25 protein-coding genes are annotated in these 26020 nt (G+C 37.5%); 10 read left to right on the top strand and 15 right to left on the bottom strand.

The features are described 5' to 3' along the window. Positions 1-9 precede the first annotated feature (9 nt). The 8 genes from L0668_RS07055 to L0668_RS07020 form a co-directional block, all read right to left on the bottom strand. Positions 10-2691 carry a response regulator gene (locus tag L0668_RS07055; protein WP_235311390.1) on the bottom strand — a complete coding sequence of 894 codons (2682 nt, stop codon included), beginning with the start codon at positions 2689-2691 and terminating at the stop codon, positions 10-12. A 594-nt stretch (positions 2692-3285) separates the two neighbouring features. After that, complete coding sequence (locus tag L0668_RS07050; RefSeq protein WP_235311389.1) at positions 3286-4491, bottom strand: acyltransferase family protein; 1206 nt, start codon at positions 4489-4491, stop codon at positions 3286-3288. A 25-nt stretch (positions 4492-4516) separates the two neighbouring features. After that, on the bottom strand, positions 4517-5116 hold the full coding sequence (locus tag L0668_RS07045) for a CIA30 family protein (protein WP_235311388.1): 600 nt from the start codon (positions 5114-5116) through the stop codon (positions 4517-4519). A 105-nt stretch (positions 5117-5221) separates the two neighbouring features. Next, positions 5222-6415: an acyltransferase family protein gene (locus L0668_RS07040; protein WP_235311387.1), complete on the bottom strand. Its 1194-nt coding sequence runs from the start codon at positions 6413-6415 to the stop codon at positions 5222-5224. Between the two features lie 69 nt (positions 6416-6484). Beyond that, positions 6485-7156, bottom strand: coding sequence for a hypothetical protein (locus L0668_RS07035; RefSeq protein WP_235311386.1), 672 nt, complete (start codon positions 7154-7156; stop codon positions 6485-6487). Continuing rightward, on the bottom strand, positions 7153-8061 hold the full coding sequence (locus tag L0668_RS07030; protein ID WP_235311385.1) for an ABC transporter ATP-binding protein: 909 nt from the start codon (positions 8059-8061) through the stop codon (positions 7153-7155). The genes L0668_RS07035 and L0668_RS07030 overlap by 4 nt, the downstream gene beginning before the upstream one ends. 98 nt (positions 8062-8159) lie before the next feature. Then, on the bottom strand, positions 8160-8543 hold the full coding sequence (locus L0668_RS07025) for a GntR family transcriptional regulator (RefSeq protein WP_235311384.1): 384 nt from the start codon (positions 8541-8543) through the stop codon (positions 8160-8162). 290 nt (positions 8544-8833) lie between these two features. Then, entirely contained in the window at positions 8834-9652 is an 819-nt protein-coding gene (locus tag L0668_RS07020; protein ID WP_235311383.1) for a glycerol kinase, read from the bottom strand. A gap of 211 nt (positions 9653-9863) precedes the next feature. On the opposite strand from L0668_RS07020, the gene L0668_RS07015 reads away from it, so the two are divergent. Then, positions 9864-11132, top strand: a complete 1269-nt coding sequence (locus L0668_RS07015) for a Xaa-Pro dipeptidase (protein ID WP_235311382.1) — start codon at positions 9864-9866, stop codon at positions 11130-11132. A gap of 121 nt (positions 11133-11253) precedes the next feature. Here L0668_RS07015 and L0668_RS07010 read toward each other — a convergent pair whose 3' ends face one another. Genes L0668_RS07010 through L0668_RS07000 form a run of 3 tightly spaced genes read right to left on the bottom strand, consistent with a single transcriptional unit; the run spans position 11254 to position 12263 of the window. After that, positions 11254-11499, bottom strand: a complete 246-nt coding sequence (locus tag L0668_RS07010) for a hypothetical protein (protein WP_235311381.1) — start codon at positions 11497-11499, stop codon at positions 11254-11256. A 27-nt stretch (positions 11500-11526) separates the two neighbouring features. Beyond that, positions 11527-11931: a DUF2244 domain-containing protein gene (locus L0668_RS07005; RefSeq protein ID WP_235311380.1), complete on the bottom strand. Its 405-nt coding sequence runs from the start codon at positions 11929-11931 to the stop codon at positions 11527-11529. Between the two features lie 8 nt (positions 11932-11939). Next, complete coding sequence (locus L0668_RS07000) at positions 11940-12263, bottom strand: DUF883 domain-containing protein (RefSeq protein ID WP_235311379.1); 324 nt, start codon at positions 12261-12263, stop codon at positions 11940-11942. A gap of 606 nt (positions 12264-12869) precedes the next feature. Between L0668_RS07000 and L0668_RS06995 the strand changes: the two genes are divergently transcribed. From L0668_RS06995 to L0668_RS06970, 6 genes are all read left to right on the top strand, one after another. Further along, on the top strand, positions 12870-13727 hold the full coding sequence (locus L0668_RS06995) for an endonuclease/exonuclease/phosphatase family protein (RefSeq protein WP_235311378.1): 858 nt from the start codon (positions 12870-12872) through the stop codon (positions 13725-13727). Between the two features lie 192 nt (positions 13728-13919). Next, a complete protein-coding gene (locus L0668_RS06990) occupies positions 13920-15248 on the top strand; it encodes a sigma-54-dependent transcriptional regulator (protein ID WP_235311377.1) in 1329 nt (442 codons plus the stop codon). 39 nt (positions 15249-15287) lie between these two features. Further along, positions 15288-15500, top strand: coding sequence for a histidine kinase (locus L0668_RS06985; RefSeq protein ID WP_235311376.1), 213 nt, complete (start codon positions 15288-15290; stop codon positions 15498-15500). Beyond that, entirely contained in the window at positions 15493-17013 is a 1521-nt protein-coding gene (locus L0668_RS06980) for a sensor histidine kinase (protein ID WP_235311375.1), read from the top strand. The genes L0668_RS06985 and L0668_RS06980 overlap by 8 nt, the downstream gene beginning before the upstream one ends. Positions 17014-17032: 19 nt before the next feature. Next, a complete protein-coding gene (locus L0668_RS06975) occupies positions 17033-17455 on the top strand; it encodes a response regulator (protein ID WP_235311697.1) in 423 nt (140 codons plus the stop codon). A gap of 43 nt (positions 17456-17498) precedes the next feature. Then, positions 17499-19502 (top strand): response regulator, encoded by a 2004-nt coding sequence (locus L0668_RS06970; RefSeq protein WP_235311374.1) that lies wholly within the window; start codon positions 17499-17501, stop codon positions 19500-19502. 225 nt (positions 19503-19727) lie between these two features. Here the strand turns inward: L0668_RS06970 and L0668_RS06965 are convergent, their stop codons facing one another. Next, positions 19728-20285: a BON domain-containing protein gene (locus L0668_RS06965; protein ID WP_235311373.1), complete on the bottom strand. Its 558-nt coding sequence runs from the start codon at positions 20283-20285 to the stop codon at positions 19728-19730. 396 nt (positions 20286-20681) lie between these two features. Here L0668_RS06965 and L0668_RS06960 point away from each other — a divergent pair, with 396 nt between their 5' ends. The 3 genes from L0668_RS06960 (at position 20682) to L0668_RS06950 (ending at position 22556) form a co-directional block, all read left to right on the top strand. Next, complete coding sequence (locus L0668_RS06960; protein ID WP_235311372.1) at positions 20682-21113, top strand: hemerythrin domain-containing protein; 432 nt, start codon at positions 20682-20684, stop codon at positions 21111-21113. Positions 21114-21220: 107 nt separating this feature from the next. Further along, positions 21221-22150 carry a mechanosensitive ion channel family protein gene (locus tag L0668_RS06955; RefSeq protein WP_235311371.1) on the top strand — a complete coding sequence of 310 codons (930 nt, stop codon included), beginning with the start codon at positions 21221-21223 and terminating at the stop codon, positions 22148-22150. Positions 22151-22301: 151 nt separating this feature from the next. Then, a complete protein-coding gene (locus L0668_RS06950) occupies positions 22302-22556 on the top strand; it encodes a Txe/YoeB family addiction module toxin (protein ID WP_235311370.1) in 255 nt (84 codons plus the stop codon). 103 nt (positions 22557-22659) lie between these two features. Here L0668_RS06950 and L0668_RS06945 read toward each other — a convergent pair whose 3' ends face one another. From L0668_RS06945 to L0668_RS06935, 3 genes are all read right to left on the bottom strand, one after another. Continuing rightward, positions 22660-22893, bottom strand: a complete 234-nt coding sequence (locus L0668_RS06945; RefSeq protein WP_235311369.1) for a hypothetical protein — start codon at positions 22891-22893, stop codon at positions 22660-22662. A 344-nt stretch (positions 22894-23237) separates the two neighbouring features. Next, positions 23238-24842 carry a diacylglycerol kinase family protein gene (locus L0668_RS06940; protein WP_235311368.1) on the bottom strand — a complete coding sequence of 535 codons (1605 nt, stop codon included), beginning with the start codon at positions 24840-24842 and terminating at the stop codon, positions 23238-23240. 23 nt (positions 24843-24865) lie between these two features. Further along, the gene (locus L0668_RS06935) at positions 24866-25813 is read right to left on the bottom strand and encodes a phospholipase A (protein ID WP_235311367.1); all 948 of its coding nucleotides are present in this window, start codon (positions 25811-25813) and stop codon (positions 24866-24868) included. Positions 25814-26020: the final 207 nt, after the last annotated feature.

Below are 26020 nucleotides of genomic sequence, written 5' to 3'. Positions count from 1 at the left end.
CGATCAGTATTAACTAATATTGTCTAAGAATGGGGTTAAAGCGACGATTAATTTTTCAATATCAACCGGTTTTCCGCTATGGGCATTCATACCGGCCGCAAGATAACTAGATACCTCATGTTCAAGTACATTGGCTGACAATGCAATGATGGGTAGATTGGCTATTTGTGGGCTTTGATGAGCTCGAATAATTTTAGTAGCTTGAATGCCATCCATCACAGGCATTTGAATGTCCATTAAAATAATTTGAATGTTATTCGCTGAATTAAGTAAATCAATTGCTTCTTTGCCGTTGTTAGCAGTTGTTATGATAGCGCCTTCTTCAGTTAATAAATGATTAATAACAACCTGATTTATTTCATTGTCTTCCACCACTAATATGTTCACGTCTTTTAATCTATTATCTAAAGGCCTTAAGTCGTTTTTAAGCGGTTCCTCAGACAAACATGTATTTATGGCTTTAAAAAGTACCTCTGCGGGGCAAGGTTTACTTAGAATGTGATCTATCCCTAGCTGAGTTTTATAACTCTCTATAACTGAAATGTCGTAGGCAGATAGAATGATTATTTTAGGTAGGTTAACAAGGCCTAATTTACCGACTTCTTTGATAAATTGATTACCACCCATATCGAACATAGTCCAATCAGATATGATTATTTTGATAGCATAATTATTACTTTTTAGCAGTGTTAAGCCTTGTGCTGCAGAATTGGCTTTGATGACAGTCGCACCTGCATTTGTTAAGAAGTCCCCGACAATTCTTAATGCAATAGGATTATCGTCTACCAATAGAATATCTATTTTTTCAAAATTAAAGTCTTTAGGTTCGTGGTTTGTCAATATGTCTTTATTCAGCTTCAAAATCATGCTGGCAGTAAAAGTGCTGCCTTTATTTTTTTCGCTTGTAACTGTTATTTCCCCACCCATTGCACGACATAACTTTTGGCTAATTGATAAACCCAGTCCAGTGCCGCCATATTTTCGTGTGGTTGAGGTATCAGCTTGGCTGAACTTGTTAAAGAGGTTAATTGTCTCACTCTGTAACATACCTACACCAGTATCGGATACTCTAAAGTAAATAATATAATGACTATCAGAGTCTGTTTGTGGTTGCATAGAAATGGCGACATTTACACTGCCGGACTCAGTAAATTTAATGGCGTTACCACATAAGTTAATCAATACTTGATTGATTCTAAACACATCTCCTATTAAATCTGGGAATACCTCACCCTCTAAATTGATATTGAAATTGATGCCTTTGGCTTGTGTTGCTTGGTCAAATGATACTTTAAGGTAATCAATTACATTATGAATCGAAAAGGTTTTTTGTTCTAATTCTATATGCCCTGATTCAAGTTTAGAATAATCTAAAATATCATTGATAACGGTTAATAAATGTTTTCCAGAAAAGGTTAATTTATCTAAGTATTCAAGTTGCAATGTATCTAGCTTGGTTTGCTTTAATAATCCAGTAAGTCCTATTACACCATTTAATGGGGTACGTATTTCATGGCTCATATTGGCTAAAAACTCAGATTTAGCTTTTTCTGAAACTTTGGCTTCTTTTACTGCTTTAGCTAATTGCTGATTGTTGTCTTTTAATCTGTCTTTTTGTTTGACTAACTCTGACGTTTGACGAGAAACTTCTTTGGTTAGGTTGCTTTGTATCGATAATAATACATGGATAATAAATGCAACTAATGCCGATAATAGAAGACCAGCAACAAAAAGTGAAAATATTAAACTATTGGGGTTATTTAAGCTCTGATCCCGTGGGGTGATAAGTAAGGTGAACCTATTGTTAACAAGATTAATTGGAAAAGTGAATTGAACTTTGGCTTCAGTTTTGTCAGCTTGGGCCACTAAAATTTTAGTTGGAAAATGATATTGGTTGTTATTTTTATCTATCAGAGTGTAGTTAAAATTATCATTCTCATTATTTTGTATATTATTCACAAAAAAGCTAGATAGAAATTGACTCGATAAAACTAAACCAATTACCTCTGAGGTAGGTGACTGTTCTGTTACTTTACTTAAAATAGGTAAAATATACAGTATAAATGCTTCGTCTCGAACTCCTTTAATTGGTTTTGAAAAATTAGAAATTAAAGGCAATTTATTTTCAATGACCGGATATATTAAAGGTCCTACAGGAGATGATGGAGTGATATTCCTACCTGTGAAGTGCTGATCTTTAATCGCAGGGAAGGTGTAGCTTAGTACTGTATAATAGCCATCCGTGCTGGTGGGCGCAGATACTTTATTGGGCGGAGTATAATCAAAAATATTGAAATTTTTAAATTGAGGTTCAGGGTTTTGCTGAACTTTTTCAATCATTATTCTGGTATCTTCAGCCGTAAACCTTTGAATGCTACTAATACGACGACCTTCAGGAAAGTCAGGAAAAACTCTAGTAATAAATTCTTCAAATTCTGCATAACTAACCCATGTGGATGATGAAAAAAGGTTCGCTACTGACGATACTTGAAAAAATGAGCGCTTAAATTCTGCTTCAATATCTTTAGCGTGTATTTTTGCCCGTTGTTGATATTTTACATAGGTTTCATTTTGTTCTTTAATTAAGCCCAAGTGATACATGTAACTTGTACATAAAACGCCAAAAAACAATACGATTAACGAATAGTATTTTGGGTTTTTAAATAGCATATTTTTAAATTTTTGCTTCATAGCTCAATTAAAACACTAGTTAAAGTGTAATTCCTAGGTATTTTGTCCACCTTTAAAAATTGTTTTCTCAAAATAAATCTATGCCACCACTTTCAATTGTAGATTCTTTGAAAAATATTGGGCAAGGATACCTTCAAAAAAGTTAATTTGATTCTTACCATTGTGCTAACTCAAACATAGGGCTTTGTCAGCCTAGTTGATCGAGGTAATGTAAAATGTATCATTTTTAAACTCTGTTACCCCAATACTTACAGTAACCTTATTAACACTTGGAAAGTTATGACTTTCTAAGCTCGATCTAAATAGTTTTGCAATGCCAACATCGAATGTTTTTCTAGGTGTAATCAACTCTACGTTAAAGCAATGCGGCATAGTATTGACACTCTTTGAACGCTAATTTCGAGTAAATCCTTATCTCTTTGGAAAGGTGAAGTTTTCTATTTTATCCTCATACTAAACCATAGCCACGCGTCATAAGTAATACCATATATGGTATAAGCTGCCACTGCATTTTTGAAAGTGAAAAAGGAGCATTTAAATTAGCTCCTAGTTCAAGACCTCCACTCATTTATTTTCAGGCCATTCATCAATTTTTTAAGACTTATGTTTAGCGAATAACACTCTTGGTTGTCGTTTGCCATTAAGGGTTTTACCGATAAAGGTACTTCTCACTAACAAGTCATATAATACAATTGAAGCAAGTAGACTGATGGTAGAAATAGCCAGCAGTTTTAATGACCAGTGCAGTGCTATTTCAGCAAAAGCGACTTGTAATCCAATCACCACTGGTAGATGAATGAGATAGAGCCAATAAGATGAATCCGCAATATAGCGCACTAGTTTGTTGGGACGATTTATCCATTGTTTAAACACGCCGATTGTTACCACAATTAATGACCACATCATTAGTGCATAACTAAACAGCAGTGCACTTTTAAACATTAGGTTGTTTGATTGGTCGCTTTTATCAGACAATACAACTGTGGCTACAATCGCTAATAAACAAATTACTAATTTAGTTGGGGTCAGTTTAGCTAATTTTTCGATCATGTTTTTTTGACGATGAAACAACCAGCCAAGTAGAAAAAACGCAGTGTAAATGAGCAATACTGGAAGGGAAGGGAACAGTGATTTGTCGGGGGTGTCAATCCCTAGGTTTGCCATAAACCATAGGCAAGCTGCAGTGGGCACCGCTAGTAATATTAAGGCAAAGGGAGATTGGCTGATCCAGCTAACCATATTATCTGCATATTGACCAAGGGATTCTTTAAGACGAATATTTAAATCCAATAAACATCGAGCAATTAAAACAACACCAGTGGCTAACATCAAATAATATAAAAACCACAGATGGGTACCAGTAAATAAGTTATGGGTATAACCCATAGACGAAGCCAGCCAGTTGTTTAATGATGACAAAAAGTCCACGTCGCCACGCATGCTTTCTGCGCCTACTAGCCAGCCCAACACCAGTAAAGGACGTAACATTACCCAGCCAATGACGAAAGGGATCCCAAGGCGTACCACTTTAGATTTCAAAAATTCAGATGTGCTTTGCTTATGAAACGTCATGTGGCTGAAAAAACCTGCAATGAAAAAGAATAATGACATACGAAAAGAGTGGCTGATAAGCATAAATACAGTCACGACTGAACTCGTATTAATATCCATAACCGCCCAACCAATATAGATAGGTACAAAGGACAGGCTAGCATGAAAAACTATGCCCAATAGTAAAGCGAAAGCTCGCACTGCATCTAAGTAGTCCATTCGAATGGGTACTGATATTGATTTGTTCATTGCAGATACTCCGGTGTTTAATTCACTAGTAAAAACGAACTTCGTCGACTTCAAAATCAAAGGCACCTTGCTGCAGGTCGAAAGCTGTGATGCTTAAGCTGTTGATGGTGGATTTGTTGAGTTCGGTTTGTTCTGACCACATTCTTTTCATGGATGTAAATGGCACTTTTACAGTATGAAATTCCCCGTCGTTTTCGGTCACAATAGTTGCAGCGTGGTAATCGAAGTTAGTGATTTCAGTACTGTTTGCAGAGAGCGAAAGGTTGCCTTTATTGACTCTGATTTTGAGTTCTACTCCTGCAAAAGCGCTGGCATCTTTAGGTAAGCCTTGTGGATCCAATAGTAATACTGAACTCGCCCAGCCAGGTTGTCCGCGAGGCGGCACAATATCACCTTCATAATGCATAACGCCTGCAGTTATTTTAAGTTCAGTATTGGTTTTACCACCTGCAACTGTATCATTCATAAACTGACGCTGTACCCCTAGATTGTTGTTAGTGCTGTGGTTAAAGTCATCAACTAAGGCGCTTAGTGAGGCAGCAAGAGTGCTACCAGAAAAAGCCATAATAGAAAAAAAGGCTAAATATTTTGCCATTTGAATAGGTGTATTAATTAAGTTTTTCATTATTTAATCTCCAAAATATAAATATTGTGTTTTTACAAAAGTTAGTACTGCAATGCAGTGGTGATACTCAAGTACCCCTTTAATAAAAAGGGGTAAGCAAGTTGTTTATTTTATGAATTTAGGTTCGTTAATATCTATATAGGTAGGCTTCTTTCTACCATTCAATAACCATCCTATTGGTGTGTTTTTAACCAATAATAAGTAACTGGTATACCCTATGGCGATAGTGCCTAATGAGCTAATTAAGAACTCAGCAATTAACGGTAAATCGACATCTAACAACCAAAATTGGATCATCCAAAGAAGTGGAAAATGTATGATATAAATCCAGTAGGAAGAATTGGATATTTGTCTTAATACAGAGCTTTGTTGGTTACACCAGGTTTTACCCACTACCAATAAAAATAGACTCAGGTATAGCGCCGGAATGGCTTGTAATAGACCTAAGCCAAATTGTTTCAGGGTGAAGGCGGGTGGTTGTGCTCCGTTTTCCATCATTTGCTGCATAGTGGCTGGGGTATCAACCTGTATGTACAGTAGTCCATATGCCAGTACTGAGAGAGTAAACATAATGGGTAAGTAGGGTTTTAACTTATCTAAAAATGCTTCACATTTGTATAAACCGTAACCAAAGCAGTATAACAATCCAAAAAATACAGTTGCCCATAGTTGGGGTATAAATTTCTCTGGAGCAGGAAAAGGTGCGTGCTGTGAGGCCAAGGTCATAGCTAACAATAAAGGGCTAAGTAACAAGAATAACTTTGGACGATTAAACACCCGTTTAGCCCAATCCACCTTGACAAATTTGACTAATAAAAGATTCAATACATAGAAAAATACTAGGTAATATAAAAACCACAAATGTACCGTTGAAGGCTCAGGTGGAGGCGCATCAGGCATCTGGGCCATTGCGGCAATCATCTCTAACATAGGAGACTTGTGTTCAACATCCTCTATGGCCCAGCCAAACATAAGACCAAGCGACACATATAATAGGGGCAAAAATACCACAAAGGGCAAGCCTACCCGCAACATCCTGTTTTTAAACATGTGTGTTAAGCCTTTTTTATTGATTAACATAGCGGCAAAGAATCCAGCTATGATAAAAAACAACGGCATTCTGAATGTGTGGCTAAAAAACGCTAATACATCAACCCAGATTGAATTTTGTGGATCCGCCACAGGAATTACTTGATGTAACATTGGACTGTAAGCCAAGGCAGCGTGAAAGAATATGCCTAATAACATGGCAAATGCCCTTAAGTTGTCCATGTAATGGACACGATCGGGACTACCCATAATGAGTACCTCTTATGTAAAAGTTATATAAATTTGGTGGCGCGCAACGCGCCTTAAATAAGGAGCAGTTTAGAGAAAACAGGCCTTTCGTGATTTGATATAAAGTGTTACCGAAACTACAAGTGCAATGACTCCGATTTCAGCAGCAATTATGGTGAAAACCGTACTGTTAAATGCGATATCAGGTTGTTCGATAAAGGGGCCAATTTCATTCAGTCCTGCCACATAAAACATAAATAAGTTAAAGAAAACATTGAGTATTACCATAACAATGATACTGACTGGTAATGAGCTAGACAGTATGCTCACACATAGCAGTATCGCCGCGGCAACCAGTATCTCTAAACACAGAATTAAAGCTATTGGCACCATGCCATCAGGCAACTTGCTGGTTAGTATGAGTCCAATTAACACAGCTACTATTGGTAGCCAACAGACCAGGTAAATGCCTAAACCTCCGATAAGTTTAGAGATGGTATAGTCAATGGGTTTAATGGGTAAGCCCATCAAGAATGAAAATTGTGACTCTTTAATTTCGCTTATCGTTGTACTTAAAATTATATGTGCACTAGCGCCTATGAGTATAGTAATTAACCATACGACTCCAATATAAAATACAGTATACGAAGGCATTGTCATTAGAATGGCTGCGATACAGCCCAAAGCGATATAGCCCGCAATATACAACTTATATAATTGCCAGTCTTTGTTAATTAATTTTGTGATCATCAAAGTGTTCATTGCTGCGCTCCTTTTGTTCTAACAATGCGAGAGCGGTTAACATTGGCTAAAAATATTTCTTCTAAATTCATGTTTTCCACGGCATTGATTTTAATATTTTGTTGTTGATAAGCCTCTAAAATTAACGGATCAAATTTGTTGCTGATAACTGAAGCAATACGCCCTTCTTGTTCAATCTGAATGACATTTCCAGTAGGTTGCAGTGGTAGTTCAGATGGCAGTTCCAGTTGGATACGGCGCCAGCTATCCAAATAAGTCTCTTTGTCATGGCTATCAATAATACGGCCACGATCAATAAAGGTAATTTGGTCAGATATCTTTTCAACATCTGCTGTATTGTGCGACGAAAACAGCACCGTTCTTTCTTCGTCTCTGAGGATTAAAGCCAGTTCATTGTTTACTTCTTGGCGTGCCACAGGATCTAAGCCTGTGGTGGGCTCGTCTAACACTAATAACTTAGGTTTACGGGCCAACACTAATAACAATTGTGCTTTTATATGTTGCCCTTTAGAGAATTGTTTTACCTTTTGCTCTAGGTTTAAATCGAACCTGTGGAGTAATTCTTTGGCGTAACTATCGTCCCAACTTGGATACACTGATTTAATAAAATTAATATGCCAAGCTAAGTTTTGTGCACCATATAACTTCATTTCTTCGGAGCTGTAACCCAGGTCTTGTTTCACTTGAGTTTGCATTTTCGGCATAGATTGCCCTAAAACAGTTACATCGCCACTATCAGCTTGCATTAGGCCCATAATGAGGCGGATTGTAGTGGATTTACCCGCCCCGTTGGCACCTACAAAACCCATTATTTGCCCCTTAGGCAAGGTTAAATCAACATTTTCCAAATCGAAGTAGCTAAAATGTTTGTTTACATTTTGTAGTTGAATCGCTAAATCTTGCATTACATTCACCTAAATTATCTGTGTTTAGTCAGCGCGTTTAAATAGTCAGTTTTCAAAAAAATATACTTTTAAAACGTATGCTTTTAAAAAAGCTATGACTAAATTGCTGTGTTTAATAACACTTGTTGAATCCTCTCGACCGTTTCCGCATCACTCAAACCAAGTTGCCGAGCGTGTTCCACCGCCAATTTTAATTTTTCGTCTAACTCAGCTAATTGCAGTTCACTGCGTATGCTAGTCGTTTCAGCTACAAAAGATCCTCTACCTTGCTGGGTGTAAATCACACCTTCTCGCTCGAGCTCAGAATAAGAACGTTTAACAGTTATTACACTGACACCCGTCGCTGCTGCCATCTCGCGAATGGAAGGTAAATGAAATCCTGTCTGCCAATCCCCAACTGAGATTTTTTGTTTTATTTGCACCATGATCTGCTGATACATGGGCCGACTGTCTGTTTGCGAAAGAAACAATTTAATCGTCATTAAATAACATCGCTGTATATACACAATATGCACAGTATATACAGGTATGCACAGTTAGCAAATTATTTGTTTGAATTTTATTCGTTATTTGTAGGGGGGAGTTTAAGTTTTTGTAATTTAAGGATTTTTAAATTTAGTTTAGAATGGAACTGTGTATATACTCTGTATATGCCTAGTATTTTTAGAGTGTGTCTGCAAGGTGTGTTACCGAAGGACATTAGATAGGACGTTTTTAAACTCTTCTTTTTAACGTCAGAAAAGTGACAAAAAGGCTTATGTAGTTTACCAGCTTAATAAGCCAATACACCAAACTTGAGTAATAAACGAGCTAAGATTTCATCTAAATTTGCTATATCTTGCTCGTTTAGCTCGATAAGGTTAAAGCCGTATTTTTGATAAATGGCCAATTTTTTATCCTTTCTGGCTTGGTCTTTAGCATCGGTATAGGCTGGCGAATATTCAATGTACACCTTGCCCGTTGGGATGTAAAAGCAGCAATGTACCTCTTCTTCTATGGGTAATCTGCGTTTATAAGCATGGGGGATTTCTGCCATGTATAACCAGTTATCAATTAACATTTCAGCTATTGAATCAAGGTTATGGCCGTCGATAGCTTGGTGTTTGTCACTGTGAGAATTGGTTTCATCCTTTGTTAACATGTTCGATGGTTTAACGGCGGCAATTGAGTTTAATAAAAACTGTGTCTGAGTAATAGTAATTGGCCACTTTACATAGGGTATACCAGAACGAGAGTCTTCATTTTGTTCTGCACCTTGACTGAGCCCGCGCTCGGTAGCTACCCAGCCTCGCATACTGCGGTATACCCAGCCAAGCTCTGCAAAAACATGGTTAAGTTTAATTGCCGACACACCTAATTCTTTACCCAATTTAGTGGAGGTCTTCATTTCAATCTGTGTATCGGGAGTTTGATGGTCTGGGAGTTTTTCTAAGTTAAAACCTTCAGGCCACTCAATATAATCTCCTAGCTTAACCGAGGTTTTAATTTTACCGCCAGCGAGTTTACCTTTGGCGGTTAACGTCCACTTGTCATCTTCACGCACAATAAAATTGACTTCAACAAGTTTAAAAAAGAGTATCTTGGGCTCCATCTTTAAATGTTTTGCTAAGGCTGTAGTTGAATAATATTTAATGATCTGTTTCCACCATTTAGAAGCTAAATATCCCGATCTTGAGGTAAGCAGATTAACTGAATATTAAGACTAAATAAAAACGTAATTGCAGACAATTGCCTAATTTACTCAAATTAGGCATTATGCAGTTACACGATTTCTTAATTTTACACTCACGCAGGTACTCGCCATGTTTAGCCGAATTACATTTTTATTTGTACTTTTCTCTTTTGTTTTTTTACCTGTTACTCAGGCGAATACAGTAATAAAAGCAGGCCATGTATTAGATTTTGAGTCTGGAAAATGGCAAAAAGACCAACTGATTTTTATTGAAAATGAACGTATTAGTCAAATTACTTCGGCAACGGCTAAAATCCCAGATAATGCTACTGTGATTGATTTACAAGATCAGTATTTATTACCAGGTTTTATGGACATGCATACCCACATGATGGGGCCTTTAGCTAACGACTTTTTTGCGGGCTTGTTTCAGTCACCCCATAGATCTGTGATCGGAGGTGTAGTGAATGCTGAAAAAACCTTAATGGCTGGGTTTACCTCTGTAAGAGAGCTTGGCTCTGCAGATTATATGGATGTAGCCTTACGTAACTCCATTGCTGATGGCGAAGTTGCTGGACCTAGAATTTTTGCCTCTGGCCCATCGTTAGGGATTACGGGGGGGCATTGTGATGATAATTCGCTAAATCAAAGTTATGAACTTAAAGCTGATGGTGTGGCAGATGGCCCTTGGGAAGTACGTAAGATGGTACGCAAAAACATTAAGTATGGTGTAGATGTAATTAAATTTTGCGCTACAGGCGGTGTGTTTTCAAAAGGCACTAAAGTAGGCATGCGCCAGTATACATTGGAAGAAATGCAGGCCATAGTCGATGAAGCCCATACTCATGGTAAAATCGTGGCAGCCCATGCTCATGGTACCGAAGGTATTTTATTCGCGATTAAAGCAGGGGTAGACTCGGTTGAACATGCCAGTTTCTTAGATGCTGAAACGATTGCTTTAGCTAAAGAAAAAGGCACCTATTTGTCTATGGATATCTACAACACAGAATATACCTTGTCTAAAGGCGAAGAAAACGGCGTACCAGAAGAAAACCTAAACAAAGAACGCCAAGTGGGCGCTATTCAACGAGCTAGTTTTACCGCTGCGGTTAAAGCTGGTGTAAATATGGTGTTAGGCTCTGATGCGGGTATTTATCCTCATGGTGATAACGCTAAGCAGTTTGCTCGTATGGTCAGATTTGGTATGACACCACTACAAGCTATTCAGGCCAGTACAATTAACGCTGCTACTTTATTAAAACAACAAGAAAACTTGGGCAGTGTGACTAAAGGAAAGTTTGCTGATTTGGTAGCGGTATCGGCTGATCCCCTGAAAAATATTGAAGTACTGGAGAGCGTCTCTTTCGTTATGAAAAACGGGCAAGTATACAAACGTTAAACTGTCTTTACTTAGATTAGGAGACTAGTTTTTAGATAAAAGCTTGTTAGAAGAAAGCTTGTTAGAAGAAAGTTTGTTAGAAGAAAGCTTGTTAGAACACAATTTGCGGGTATGCTAATTTTCAAAGTGTCAAAAAGCGTTCGAGTAAAGTGATTGCTTTAGTGTGCCCGGTGACTGATTTAGCTGGAGTAGCGCCGTTGCAAGCGCCTAGAATAAAGCTAGTTAGCAAGCCTTTAGGCGAGCTTAATAAATTATTTGTTTGATTTTTAGCATAGCGAAGCTGAAAATCTTTGTGGGCTTTTAAGATCAAGTAATCTTGTCTATGGCTATTTAACTGCTTCTTTTGCTTACTAAGTGGATCAAACATTTTGCACCTCATTTTTCAGGTTATCGGTTAAAACAGCGCTTTTTTTGAGTTCGGTAGTCCTATAGCAGGCTTACATTTTTTATAGATTTGTAGTGCAAACCACACCCCAATACCATTTAATGTGATCACAACAATAGGCATTACAATCCAATACCCTGTAATTGTGTAAATCCAGTAGGCAAATGAAGCACATAAGGTTATCCAAATTAACGCACTTAATCCGAGCATAACCAAGATGCTAAGCCAACAAAAGGTTATCGCTTTGAGTGATAAGGCTAATTCAGAAGAAACCAATTCAGTGGCTTTAAGTATTTGCATCTTGTAAGCATTTATTAGTTGCTCCCAAGCAGGTATTGGTTTTGAAAACTCGGCGTCATTAGCTGACGCCTGGTTTTCACTTTGTTCAGCCTGATTGTCTGACGAAGCCTTCATAATCAATATTACTTTCTTTTAATTAAACTTGTGAGCAACATGCCTGCTGCGAAGGCTATTCCTGCAGAAGCAACAGGGTGCTCTTTGGTATACTTGCCAACAGCTGAGTCATCCCACATTTTTTTGGCTTTAAGCTGATTTTTCTTTATAGATTCAGCCGAGGACGAAGCGGTTTCTCTCAGTTTTTCTTCCGTTCTAGCCACTTGCTCACCTAGTTGGTCAACTGAGTGATGCAGTGTTTCGGTCACTTTTTCTGAAACAGGTGAATCCCCATTCGAAGCAGAATTGTTATCCGTTTTTTTCGTTCTAGCTGATGATGTTTGAGTTGCCATAAGTTGTTCCTTTGATACTTGTGATAAGTTTCTACTCTTAATGAGCAGGCTCACAATCAATTTTGCAACCACCATGCCAATGAACTTGGTGTGCGTTAATTGCATGTTATACAAGGCTTTAGTACCAAAGTTGGTTTTAGTATTTAGTGAGTGAAGAAAAAATGTGTGTAAATACTACAAACCGGTATGCAACATTTTCATGACTTAGTAATACCATTCGCTCTTAATAAGTAGTCACTCAGCGAGTATTTAAAAGGGCTTAATCAAAGGCATAGCTGATAGCTCTCGATTAAAAGGATAGCCTTGATAAATATGAGCCTGTTCTTTTTCGAGGTCATGTAACTCAGAGATACTCTTTTAAAACTCGCCGGTTCTGGCTATGTGAAAGGGAACAACTATTACTGCATAGTGACGTCTTAAGCAAAATCCGCTGTATGTATTGTGTAACAAAGGCTTAAAAGTTGCTTAGGATTAGTTTTAATTTAAGTGGGTGATAATTTTGTGAATGAGATAACAAGTATAACTACTTCTGTTCTATTGCTTTTAACCCTATTACCAATTACCTCTTTTGATCATTGGATTTTTAGGGTATGGGAGTTTCCTCGATTGCAACTTTCGGTACTCACCTGTGTTAATTTTTTATGTGTGTTAACTTGGGGCCAAGGGGGTTTAAGTTCTGTACTGTTGGTAATCAACTTATGTATATTTTGTTATCAAGCTTGGTGGATATTTCCATATACATGGTTTGCGTCTAGTGAAGTTGATTTAGTTGAGAGTAATTCCACCTCAACGACTATTAGTTTTTTAACCTCCAATGTATATATGCATAATAAATCTACGGCTAAACTTTTAGCTTTAATTCATCAGTATCAACCCGATATCATTGTCACGCTAGAATCAGATATAAAGTGGCAGCAGGCATTATCTGTGTTAGCTGAGGAATACCCCTATCGGGTTGAACAACCGTTAGATAATCTTTACGGCATGCATGTATATAGCAAGTACAAATTAATTGATACTGAAGTACTGGAGTTAGTACAAGAAGGGATCCCTTCTGTACACTGTAAAGTTAGAGTGTCCGAACAACATGTCATTAAGTGTCACTTCCTACATCCGGCCCCACCTAGTCCAACCGAAAACGAAGCATCAACGGCTAGGGATATAGAACTTATTCAAATTGCTAATTTAGTTCAGAAATCTGAGCTGCCTACTGTTGTTACTGGTGATTTAAATGATGTGGCTTGGTCAAAAACAACACGAGAATTTCGCAAGGTTAGCGGTTTACTCGATCCTAGGGTCGGTCGTGGTTGTTTTAATACTTTCCATGCGAGTTACCCTTTATGTCGATGGCCGCTAGATCATATTTTCCACAGTCAAGAATTTAGCTTAATCGCTATCGAACGTTTACCCTCGATAGACTCAGATCATTTTCCATTATTTTGCAAGTTCAGTATTAATAGATGAAACCCGTGTACTATTGGAGGCTGACTAGCAAAGGATTAAATCGTATATTGTGACTTTGCTACTTTAAAGATTTAAAAATACCCTTACTTCGTAATATCCTATAAGGTTTTTGCAAGCATAGTGCTTAGGATATATTTAGTTTGTTACCAAGCTAGATTTGTTTATACCAAATTAAAAAAGAAGGACGAACATTTGTTAAATGTACTGTTAGTGGATGATGATACCGAATTTACCGATATAGCTTCTAATATTATTGAGTTTTTGGGACACAATACCAGCGTAGCCTCTTCGCTAACTGAAGCAAAACAATGGATAATTAGCCAGCCATTTGACCATATTTTATTAGATTTCATGTTGCCTGATGGCAGTGGACTGCATCTATTGGATGAACTTAAAACATTGGCCCCCCAACCCTATGTGACTTTTATTACTGGACATCCCGCTGTAAAAGGCATGTTATCTGAGATCTGTGGACCTAAAATTGATTATTTAGTTAAACCAATACAGCGTGAAGATATTGAGTCAGCCCTATCTCGTAAGCCCAAAGCTAAAACAAATAGTAAAACCACAAAATTTACAAAACATTTTGGTTGTTTGTTAGGTGAATCTGAGTCCATGCATAATCTCTATACCATGATACAAAGAGTGGCAAGTACTCAAGCAAATGTCATGTTAATGGGCGAAAGTGGCGTGGGTAAAGAGGTTATCGCGCATGCTATTCACCAAGCAAGTGGCGCACTAGGGGAGTTGGTCGCAACAAACTGTGGTGCCTTGTCAAAAGAGTTAATAGGCAGTGAGCTCTTCGGTCATGAAAAAGGTGCTTTTACCGGTGCGGTTAGTAAAAAGGACGGGGTATTTGAACGAGCTGAAAATGGCACGCTATTTTTGGATGAAGTTACTGAAATGCCAATGGATATGCAACCCAATCTATTAAGAGTGCTAGAGAGTAAAAAGGTGGTCCGTGTTGGTGGAACAAAAGAGATACCAGTAAACTGTCGAGTTATATCTGCGTCTAACCGAGCTGTTGAGTCAATTGCCACAGACAAGGTGTTGCGTGAAGACATCTATTTTAGATTAGCGGTATTTCCAATTGATATTCCGCCTTTGCGACAACGAGCAGAGGATATTCCACTATTGGCCAATGCATTTTTAGATGAGCTGAATCAAGAAAACAATAGTCAATTTGCTTGGAGTGAAGCGCAGCTATCCAAACTCAAAGACTATGATTGGCCTGGCAACGTAAGGGAGTTACGTCATTGTGTGCATAGAGCATTTATTATGAGCGATCCTCAATCTAATCAAGTTGAGTTACCCGCTAGCTTTCAGTCGCCATTTTCATTAGTTAAAAAAGCGAATAATAGTGTGAGTGCAGGTCAAACCATAGAAGATGTCGAAAAAGAGCTGATCCGTATTACCCTAGAAAAAGTCGATGGAAATAAAACGGCGGCCGCAGACATGTTAGGTATCAGCACTAAAACCTTATACAACCGTTTACATGCCTACGGGGACTTTGAAGAGTAAGTTAAATATTTGAATGAATAATCTTAACAGAGGATTTTAATGTCTATAGACAAAACCACAGCTTTGGCTAAACAAATACACAATGCTAGAGGGCCATTAAATCGGATATCTATGAATGCTGAGTTAATTAAGTTGATCATAGAAAACGATATGCCAAAAGATAAAGCCCTAGTTGCGCTAGATAAAATTATTTCAGCTTGCCAAGAATGCAGTGATTCTTTGCAAAATATAAGTGAACAAAAATATGAATGATTTGAACTCGGCAACCGAGTCAAAGCGCTTATTAGGTAACGCAAAATCCACTTGGCTATTGATTGCATTTATTGTGTTAACCGTAATATTTGGCAACGCTTATTTGGCGATCAGCACCATAAAAGAACTAACAGCTATTCAAAAAGGTTTATACCAAACCTCAGAAAACACTATTGCTATCAGCGATCTTCATGTATCTGTATTATCGGCTGAAACAGGGCAGAGAGGTTATTTATTAACCGAAGTAGAAGATTATTTGCGGCCTTATCAGCGTTCATTAAAAGCCGTCACCAAGCAAATGGAACGAGTGTCAAAACTCAACTTACATGATGATGACAACAAAGAAAAAGTAGAATTATTGGTCGAACTCAGTCATCAAAAAATGTTGGAGTTACAAGAAACGGTCGAATTGGGACTAAAAGATAAAGGCCATACAGCACTTCGAATGATCATGACTGGGCGTGGTAAAGATTTATATCGCGCGATTTACGAGGTGATCCAGGAAATACAGTTATCTGAAATAAGCTATCGCAACGAATTATATACGGAGCTGGGGAAAATTCAGAAAGAAGCCACGGTTAATTTTTTAATTTCGGGCGTCATAAGTGGCTTCTTGCTATTAGGTATGATGGTATTAGCACGGTTAAACTTAAATTATGAAAATAAATTACGCGTGTCTTTACAGCAACAAAATGAAAAATTAGCAGAACAAGTGGCAGATAGAACCGAAGCGTTAACCTTGTATTCTGAAGAGCTCACCCGAAGCAACCGAGAGTTAGAAGATTTTGCATTTGTGGCTTCGCATGATCTACAAGAACCATTACGTAAAATAAGAGCATTTGGAGATAGACTTAAAACCAGTTATGCCCCTGAGTTACAAGGAAAAGGCGAAGACTATATAAATCGTATGCAGTTAGCCGCCGAAAGAATGTCTAATTTAATTAATGATCTATTAGAGTTTTCTCGGATTACCACTAGAGGTAAGCCGTTTAATTCAGTTAAGTTAGATAAATTATTATCAGAGGTCGAAGGTGACCTAGATATTGCAATAGAAGAGTCTCAAGCAGTTATTAAAGTCGATTCTTTGCCAGAAATAACGGGTGATGAAGGTCAGCTGTACCAGTTGTTTTTAAATTTGCTATCCAATGCCGTAAAGTTTCGCCAGCCTGAGCAACCACCTCGGGTTTCTGTACATTATTCTCTGCAAGAATGTATAGACGAGCAAAGCCAAGCCATGAACCAATTTCATCGATTTATAGTTGAGGATAATGGTATTGGATTTGACCAAGAGTTTGCAGACAAAATATTTGTACCTTTTCAGCGTTTGCATGGTCGAAGCGAATATAAAGGTACTGGTATCGGGCTCGCTGTGTGTCGCCGGATAGTTGAAAGGCATGGCGGAACAATCCAAGCCAAAAGTGAAAAAGGCAAGGGGGCTCAGTTTATTATTGATATTCCTGTAGACGCAACCTTATTTAATCAAGAAGAGATAGACAGTGAACGATTTAACTAAGAAACCCATAACCATATTAATGGCTGATGATGATGAAGATGACCGGCTATTAACCAAAGACGCTCTGGATGAAAGCAGAGTGTTAAATCAGCTGTATTGTGTCGAAGATGGCGAAGAGTTACTGCACTATTTAAAGCGTCAGGGGCGGTACCAAGATGAAGACAAATACCCACGACCCAGCTTAATTTTATTGGACTTGAACATGCCTAAAAAAGACGGCCGTGAAGCATTAAAAGAAATCAAACAGGATCCTGACTTAAAAACCATACCTGTAGTGATACTTACCACCTCTAAACAAGAGGAAGACATGGTCAAAGGTTATGGCTTAGGTGCAGCTTCATATATTACTAAACCGGTAAATTTTGAAGGGTTAGTTAGCTTGATGAAGGCATTAGGTAGGTACTGGATTGAATTTGTTGAGCTTCCGAATAACCGCAGGTAGCGAATTATGATTAATAAAGACAATGAAAGCTGCAAATAAGAGCATGAAAGCTAAAAAAGTTGCGCGAATATTAATTGTTGAAGACGATGAAGATGATTATGTTATTGCTCGCGATTGTCTAGATGTCCTAGATAATTACAGCTTTATTATTGATTGGGTATCAACACCTGATGACGCTATTACTCACTTAAAAAGCAATGTGCATGACATTTGTTTATTGGACTACCAACTGGGCGCTTATACCGGCCTAACCGTACTCGAAACTGCGAGCGATATGCAATGTCGAACGCCTATTATTATGTTAACAGGCCAGTCAGATAGTGTACTCGATAAAGCAGCCCTTGACGCAGGTGCAGTAGATTTTGTAGTCAAGTCAGAATTTGATAGTCCTAGATTTTCTAGGGCTATACTTTATGCACTAGCCAGGCATGAGGCTGAAAAAGAACGTTTGGAACGAATTAATATTGAAACAAAAATTCGAGCCAAAGATCGTTTTTTAGCCCATCTAAGTCATGAGCTACGTACCCCATTAACCTCTATTTTGGGTTATACCGAATTACTACTTGAAAATAAAGAAGTGGCAGTCGGACACTCTGAACTCAACATTATTTTAAACAATAGCCAGCATTTATTGAGTCTATTGAATGATGTGTTAGATCTGTCAAAAATTGCAGCCAATAAACTAGAACTAAATCCCACCAATATTTATATTGATAGCTTTTTAACTGACATTCTGACTTTGATGCAAGTGTCTGCAATAGACAAAGGCATTGATTTAGTTATTAGTGCCACTACTAAATTACCAGAAAGGATCCATTCTGATCCTACCCGGCTGAGGCAAATTTTAATTAACCTGATCCATAATGGCATTAAGTTTACTGAAACGGGAGGCGTTGAAGTATATGTTTCGGCACACCAAGAAAAAACCGGCAAAGTGAGTTTAGAGTTTAAAGTTGTAGACACTGGAACGGGTATTGCTCAGTCTGAGCTTGATAATATTTTTCAACCCTTTGAACAAGTAGCCGACATTATTTCTAGGCGAGAAATTGGTGCAGGTTTGGGGTTAGCCATTTCTTCAGAATTAGCCAACAAATTAGGTGGGAGCATCTCTGTTTCTTCTGTTATAGATGAAGGCAGCTGTTTTACCTTAACCTTAAATCTAGAAGTAGCTGAAAGCGTTGAATATTTTGTGCCTAGCTTTGAACAAACCAAGTACACGCCAAATAATAAAGAGATAGTTAGCCTGACGGGAAAAGTGCTGGTGGTTGACGACCTTTTGGATATTCGCAAGTTAGTCGGGCATCTTGTAGGTTCTTTTGGCTTAGAAGTCGACTTTGCAAGTAATGGACAAGAGGCAATTGATAAAATTAATTTGAATGCTCAAGGTCAGGCACAGTACGATGCTGTGATTATGGATATTCATATGCCAGTATTAGACGGTAAAAAAGCCATAGTTAAAATAAGAGAGTTAGGTTTTGAAAAGCCTGTCGTGGCCTTAACAGCGGCTACCATGAAAGGTGTCTCAGATCTTTTGAAAAGTCTAGGGTTCAATTACGTAATATCTAAACCCGTAGACAAGGTATTGTTAAATAAGTTACTGGCTAAGGCATTGGCGGCTAATAATCCAGATTCTGCAAAATCAATTTCTCCGAAATCAACTTTAGCAACACCTAAAGACGGGCAAAGATTACCCGAACAAAACATCCTATTAGTGGAGGATGACTATGACGCCGCAGAAATTACCAAATTGTTGTTAGAGTCGTTAAATTGTAAAGTTAAGGTGGCTCACACAGCCCAAGCCTGTTTAGATATTTTACCTACTTGTGCTAAATGGCATAAGGTACTGTTGGATTTACATTTACCTGATGGTCATGGATTTGAGTTGGCCACAGAGATCAATAATAGTTTTGCCATAGATGAAATCGTGATTGTATCGGGTGAAGAAGTCTCTTTAGCAAACTTACAGCAATATGGTTGTGCAAAAGCGGTGTTAAAGCCATTAAATAGAGATAAATTAACGGCTTTGTTTGCGCAGAATCTTGTCTGACTAACTTTCTGAAGTAGGTTTTTGGGGCTCTTTATGGTACCTGGCAAACCAATTGTAATGGGTCATAGGATTGTCAGGGGAGGTCTTAACATCCACTTGAATGTTATCCGCTTTAGTTTTGTATTTAGTGCAAATGAACCTAAACATAGTTGAAATTTCCAAAAGAAAGGGCTTTAAGGTATTGAAAAACGCCCCTTGGGTTAACCAAGGGGCGTGGTGCTAGGTTTAAGAGTTAGCAACAAGTTCTAATTTATTTACCACTTCTTCCACATCATTGGTGTTTTTGGCAATAGTGATAGCTAGCTTGCGCTGTGCTTCACTATCGACCTTACCTTCTAAGGTCACTACACCATTTGTTGCTTCAACATTTATATCTAAGCCATCGACTTCTGACTCAAATAATAAACGGGTTTTTACTACTGTTTCTACTTTGGAGTCTTTGAGTTTTTGTACAATCTCACTGTCATTGTTTATGTCAGACTTCGAGAGAACAGTAAGTGCATTATTGACGTTTTGAACACCATCTAAAGAAAGCATGAGTTCTTCAGCTAGTGCTTTATCTACTTCAGTCTCAACTTTACCTGTTAGTGTTACTACGCCATTTTTAACATCTGTATTAATGTCAAACGAATTTAAATGAGTACTAAACAAAATGGTTGATTCAGCTTTTCCGTCTATCCAAGCATCTTTGGCACTATCTTGCCAATTATTCTGTGCATTGACGTTAAGAGAAGTTGTACTAATTACAGCTGCTACTAAAAGTGAAAGAGTTGAACGTTTCATAAATATCTCCTGTTTTGAAGTTCAATGTAACTAATGCCATAAAGGTGCCAACTTTTAAGTTATTGATAAATATGATAAATATTTTGTATTTAAAAAATATTTATACTGATATGAGTAATTTGTTCTATATCCAATGTAAAAATTTCAGACTCGTGACGCCTCGTATTGGAAAGTGTTACAAACATGCTGGTTAGGGTTTATTCAATAAGTAAATATGTTCAATTTAAACTATGAAAAGAATACAAAAGCTATGTAATTTTTTCTGAATTAAGTCTAGCCCGACTAAAGCTATCTGTATGTGATCTATAAAAAATCAATATTAATCAATGGTTTATAGTTTTGGTGTAAAACTGGCTTATTTAGTTTCGAATCAAAATTAATTAGATGAGGAATATTATGAATATTTTTAATGCACTTAAGGTAGATCATGAAAAACAACGTTTATTAATGAGCGCTCTGCTAGAAACAAAAGCGGGCTCTCCTAATCGAGAAGAATTTTTTAAAGACTTAAAACAAAACCTAGCAGAACATGCCATAGCAGAAGAGCGATATTTTTATGTGCCTTTAATTAAAACAGATCAAACAGTAACGGTAAGTCGTCATGGTATTGCTGAGCATCACGATATTGATAAGCTTGTCGCCAAGTTAGAAAACACTGAGTTAAGTTCACCCATTTGGTTAAAAGTGATGAAAGAGCTGCAACACAAGGTATTGCACCATTTAGAAGAGGAAGAACTAAGGTTTTTTCAGCAAGCCGGAAAAGTGCTGGATCAAAAGCAAAAGCTAGAACTTGCTGACGAATACACTGCTTATATGCAGGCAAGTTAAGCCCATTATGAGTAAATCCACATACATTAGTGTTTCAACCTAGTGTTAAACAATAAAAGTATATGCACCTGCAAATTTATAGTCATTTTCATTCATTAGGAGCCTACATGGAATTTTTACAAGTTGACAAGTTCTGGAGTTTGATTTTTGAAAAACTAGAAACTTGGCTCGAAGCAGGAGTGAAACATTTACCTAATTTAGTTGTTGCTATGCTGATAACCATAATGTTTGCCATTATGGCAAAAGTGGCTGGTAGGCTAGTTAGAAATTTACTTTACCGAACCATTGAATCTAAACAAATTTCAAATTTGTTAGCCTCCATATTGAAAGTTTGTATATTTTTTACTGGTATGTTTATTGGTTTAGATTTTGTTGGCTTGTCGGGCACAGTGACGTCTTTACTTGCAGGTGCGGGTATTATCGGCTTAGCCATAGGTTTTGCCTTCCAAGATATGACCGAAAACATGATTGCTGGTATTGCAATGGGGGTACGTAAACCTTTTCAAATCGGTGATGTGATTAAAGCAGATGATGTGTTTGGTACAGTCAAAACCATTAACCTGAGAAACACCTTAGTAGAGACTTTCTTTGGTCAGTTGGAGATAGTGCCAAATAAAATCCTGTTTAGAAATATTTTAACTAATTTCACAGTGACAGGGATCCGCAGAATTGAAGTTCCAGTCGGTATTTCCTATGCCAACGATCCAACCACAGCCCAACAGGTCATAGTTAAGGCAATCAACAAATTGGACTTTGTGATTAAACATGATGAAACGGATGTCTTTGCCGAGGGTTTTGGCGACAGTAGCGTGAATTTACTAGTTTGGTTCTGGATAGATTACCCTGGTGAACCAGGCTTTATGATCGCAAGACATAAAGCCGTAGTAGCAATAAAAAAAGCCCTAGAAGAAGCTGATATCTTAATACCATTCCCAATACGTACGTTAGATTTTGCGGCCAAGGGTGGAGAAAAACTCAATACCATGCTGAGTGAAAACATCAAGAGTCACAATCATAACTCTAAAGCTAGTAATTAAACTTTGCTGTTAAGTGTTTAACTGAATAAGTGTGATTTGTGATTACTAGGGCAGACTGCCAGGTTTGATTGTTAGAACCCATCAAGTCTGGCAGTCTCAAATGTGCCGCTGAGTTAGAGGCTGGAAATGGCACCCCAAGAGAATTGCTTGAATGAAGTTAACCTGCTCAACGAAAGTCTGGGAACAATATCTGTATTGGCAAACTACGGATAAAAAGATTTTAAAGCGGATTAATGCATTAATAAAAGATATTCAGCATGAACCTTACGAAGGACTTGGTAAGCCAGAACCTTTAAAACACGGCTTTTCAGGTTATTGGTCACGCAGAATCAATGATGAACATAGGCTCGTTTATAAATATCAGGAAGATGCAATCCTAATAGCGCAACTTCGCTACCACTATTAAACATAACGCTTTGAATATGGGGATTTTATACGTGCTTTAGCCGAAGGCCAGCGAGTAAAATTCACTGTGATCTTGCGGAAAATATAATTCATTTGTTAGCAGTTTATGGAGCTGGGTAATTTTTACTGCTTATAAAATATTTGACCAGTAAACTTCCCATGTAATAAAGCCCCACAAAAACGCCAATATCTATAAGTAGTTTTTGAAGATAAAATGCATCAGTAAGTAGCGAATACTCAAAAGAGAAATAATAAAAAATACCTTTTGAGCCTAGATATGCGATTAAAAATGGTACTAAATAATTTAGGATAACTTTACTTAATTGTATATTGTCCACGATTGAACTTCCTTTATTAACTTAATCAACCTAACTCTCAAAAACTGCTAACGCTTATTATCGAGCATGTCGTATATGTAACTTCTCGATTCGATTTGTAGTTTAGTCACCATCAGCATTTACCTTTTGATTTTATTATGTATTTTTCACTATTCTGCTATCAAGAAGACAGCATATTTCAAAAGCAAAAGGCGACCTGATTTTAACGGGACTTTGCTGCTCCTATTAAAAATCATGTGCAAAATTTTTTCCATCGTTAAATTAATCACTTAACCATTTTTTCTCTGTGTAGCGCAGCGCTCTGTGAGCTCTGTGGTTATTAGCTTTGTGCTTTTCAATCATGTTTAGGTAAGTATTTGCAGAGAATGTGGCACCACTTTAATACTCAGTTTTTCAGCTTCTCGCTCTTCACCGTCTATGACATATTTAATAGAGCCTGGGCCTTTTATTTCTATATTTTTAGCTTGCTGAAGTAAAAGTTTGTTATCGCCGCTAGTACTTACTAAACCTGAGAAGGCGAGTTCAGTCATATTAACTAATGTGTCTAGCGTATCGGTATCACCGGGCACGACCGTTATATCTAACAAACCATCATTCCAATTAGGGCTGCCATTACCTTGGGCCAGTATGGTTGAGAACGGCGCGGCATTGGCGATATTAATACTTTTTACGCGTGCAGTGACTGGAGTTCCATCTAGGGTTAATGTGATTTCTTGGATTTCTTGATCGAGTATGGATTGCCATAAACCTTTCAAATACGCTAATTGCCCGTTTTTATTTTTTTGCTCTCGATCAGCTAATTCAATCATTTTTTGGCCCATTCCAATTCCAACCATTAATAACACTAATTCGTTATTACAAATTGCTGTATCAATAGTTTGAGTTTGTTCAGCGAGTATCACCTCACAACTTTTTTCTATGGGAAGTACTTTGCTTACAGTGCCAAGTAATACGTGGCTCAATGCGTTGGTTGTACCTAGAGGGATCATTCCAAGAGTGTGTCTTTGGTTGACTATTTTAGCGGCTACTTCATTAATAGTGCCATCACCTCCACAGGCAATGAATACATTATGTTCAGCTTTAATTGCTTGTTCGGTTAGTGTGCTAGCACTTGTTTCTGGCGTAGAGACGTAAATATCAAGCACGTATTTTGCTGTTAACCTTTGAATGATTTGATGTTTTGATTCTTGCCATTTTCCACCACCAGATACTGGGTTGGCTATTAACGCTAATCTTTTGGGAGTAAAATCTTTTAACTTATTTTGAACTATCTTGTTTAATTTTTTTAGTTGATGTTTATTCAGACCGGCGGTTTTTCTAATATCCTTAATTCGACTTAAGGCACTCTGGATCGAATCGTGTTTTGCTTGCATTAATAAATAGGCGGTTAAAACTAATACCGAACGGCCTCTACCTAACGCGCAGTGCACAACTACACCTTGGTTATTGTCTAGGTGAGTTTGGATCCAGTTTGCAGCATGTATGAGTTGTTCGGCCGTTGGACTTTGGTGATCCAACACCGGAAGATTCAAGTAATTAAGTTGTTGTTCGGTTGACGACCAGTCCAAGCCATCAAACTCAGCGGTCACATCTAATACAGCAGTTACATTATTTTGTTTTAATTCGTCTATATCTGATGGAAAAAGTCGGCATGCTAAGAATAGATTTTTATCAATTTCTTGGATCGGTGGCACTTTATCTGCGCGGCGAGCCCAGCTATTGTAGAGCTGGGTGCCAAATAGAAACGGAATGAACAACCAACGTATATAAAAAGGTATTGCGCCATTGCTCGATTTTCTAAATAGTTGTGGCGCTTGAAATATATAGGCAATTGATACCGCGAAGAGGGAGCTACCAGTCCAAATTAATAAAAGTGATATGTATAAATTCTCCGCTCTAAAACCAAGGTAGAATGTCAGCATAGCGCCCATCAAGTAATAAAAACTCATAATAATATTCCTATTTTTAAAGCTTAAAAGAAGGTCAGTTGCATACCAATACTAAATCGTTGTTGATGTTGATTGTAGTCAATCAGTGAGTCGCCATAACCATTAAAATACTGTGCAACTAATTCATATCGCTGACTAATTGGGTAGGATACATTTAGCTCAAGACTCCCTTTGTTATCACTTAGATTTAGATTATTACGTATGGTGCCCGTAAGTTTTACTTTGTTTATGTAGGTACCGTAACCTAATTCAACATTCCCTAAATAATCGGTGATATCAGGGTTATCGTCACCGGTTGTGCTAGTTGGTGTTTCTTTCTTTTCTTCTGGCAGACGATACCAAGCTCTTAAATAATAAAATGAATCAAGGTCGCTAAAAGTCGCTGCTGCATATAAACGGTTCCAACTTCTAGAGAATTCATTTGATTTTCCGTTTGACTGGTGATTTAGTCCTAGCTGTAACTGGTTAAATTTAAACCCTAATATAGATATTTGATTAAACCAAGAATAAAACACCTCAGGTTCATAATTGGTCTCGCGAAAAGGCTTAGATACTTCTCTGTTATACACCTGCCAAAAGGACTTAGCGGTAAAGCCAAAGTAAACACCAGACGCGTCTTTGGTCGTTAAGTACAAAGGAAATTTAACGCTAATTTGATATTTGGCTTCAATAGGGTCAATATTTCCTTCTAAACCTTTTACGTTATCTGGGCTCGGTTTGCTGACATAAGAAAATGGCATTAAATAGTTTTGTTTATGCTGTGAAATAGCAAAAGGATTAGAGGTAGCACTTTGTATCGAATTAACTCGCGTATCTAAAACAGACTGTTTCTTTGCAACTTGCTTCTTATCGGTTTCTATTATTTCAGTCGCCAATGTCGAGCAAGTGAAACAATACAAGCTAAAGGTTATTAGTGAGTAGTTGCGAATTTTTTTTAATAATTTGTTTAATAAAGAAAGGTTAGATTTCATTTTTGTCCGTATCGATTATCGAATCATGAAGTATTTAATATTGCTAATGCGATATGTATGCCAGCTTTTTGTTTTTTAACTTATTGATATATATGGTTTGTTTTGTATTTTTTATTGGGTGGTAGAGATGGGTGTGAAGGTTTTACAAAGTGATAGGAATCAATTACTGACTTGTTTATATCGTTTATGGTGTCATGGATAAATACG

This window comes from Paraglaciecola algarum (assembly GCF_021532655.1).
In the GTDB taxonomy this organism is placed as follows: Bacteria; Pseudomonadota; Gammaproteobacteria; order Enterobacterales; family Alteromonadaceae; genus Paraglaciecola; species Paraglaciecola algarum.
This window is presented reverse-complemented; position numbering and strand designations above follow the sequence as displayed.

Coding starts and splice junctions, on each gene's coding strand:
- L0668_RS06950 (WP_235311370.1), top strand. CDS start 22,302: ATGAAGTTAACCTGCTCAACGAAAGTCTGGGAACAATATCTGTATTGG.
- L0668_RS07040 (WP_235311387.1), bottom strand. CDS start 6,415: ATGGGTAGTCCCGATCGTGTCCATTACATGGACAACTTAAGGGCATTT.
- L0668_RS07020 (WP_235311383.1), bottom strand. CDS start 9,652: ATGGAGCCCAAGATACTCTTTTTTAAACTTGTTGAAGTCAATTTTATT.
- L0668_RS06980 (WP_235311375.1), top strand. CDS start 15,493: ATGAATGATTTGAACTCGGCAACCGAGTCAAAGCGCTTATTAGGTAAC.
- L0668_RS07015 (WP_235311382.1), top strand. CDS start 9,864: ATGTTTAGCCGAATTACATTTTTATTTGTACTTTTCTCTTTTGTTTTT.
- L0668_RS07000 (WP_235311379.1), bottom strand. CDS start 12,263: ATGGCAACTCAAACATCATCAGCTAGAACGAAAAAAACGGATAACAAT.
- L0668_RS07055 (WP_235311390.1), bottom strand. CDS start 2,691: ATGAAGCAAAAATTTAAAAATATGCTATTTAAAAACCCAAAATACTAT.
- L0668_RS07005 (WP_235311380.1), bottom strand. CDS start 11,931: ATGAAGGCTTCGTCAGACAATCAGGCTGAACAAAGTGAAAACCAGGCG.
- L0668_RS06965 (WP_235311373.1), bottom strand. CDS start 20,285: ATGAAACGTTCAACTCTTTCACTTTTAGTAGCAGCTGTAATTAGTACA.
- L0668_RS06985 (WP_235311376.1), top strand. CDS start 15,288: ATGTCTATAGACAAAACCACAGCTTTGGCTAAACAAATACACAATGCT.
- L0668_RS06975 (WP_235311697.1), top strand. CDS start 17,033: ATGGCTGATGATGATGAAGATGACCGGCTATTAACCAAAGACGCTCTG.
- L0668_RS06955 (WP_235311371.1), top strand. CDS start 21,221: ATGGAATTTTTACAAGTTGACAAGTTCTGGAGTTTGATTTTTGAAAAA.
- L0668_RS06970 (WP_235311374.1), top strand. CDS start 17,499: ATGAAAGCTAAAAAAGTTGCGCGAATATTAATTGTTGAAGACGATGAA.
- L0668_RS07010 (WP_235311381.1), bottom strand. CDS start 11,499: ATGTTTGATCCACTTAGTAAGCAAAAGAAGCAGTTAAATAGCCATAGA.
- L0668_RS07050 (WP_235311389.1), bottom strand. CDS start 4,491: ATGAACAAATCAATATCAGTACCCATTCGAATGGACTACTTAGATGCA.
- L0668_RS07045 (WP_235311388.1), bottom strand. CDS start 5,116: ATGAAAAACTTAATTAATACACCTATTCAAATGGCAAAATATTTAGCC.
- L0668_RS06935 (WP_235311367.1), bottom strand. CDS start 25,813: ATGAAATCTAACCTTTCTTTATTAAACAAATTATTAAAAAAAATTCGC.
- L0668_RS06960 (WP_235311372.1), top strand. CDS start 20,682: ATGAATATTTTTAATGCACTTAAGGTAGATCATGAAAAACAACGTTTA.
- L0668_RS07025 (WP_235311384.1), bottom strand. CDS start 8,543: ATGACGATTAAATTGTTTCTTTCGCAAACAGACAGTCGGCCCATGTAT.
- L0668_RS07035 (WP_235311386.1), bottom strand. CDS start 7,156: ATGAACACTTTGATGATCACAAAATTAATTAACAAAGACTGGCAATTA.
- L0668_RS06940 (WP_235311368.1), bottom strand. CDS start 24,842: ATGAGTTTTTATTACTTGATGGGCGCTATGCTGACATTCTACCTTGGT.
- L0668_RS07030 (WP_235311385.1), bottom strand. CDS start 8,061: ATGCAAGATTTAGCGATTCAACTACAAAATGTAAACAAACATTTTAGC.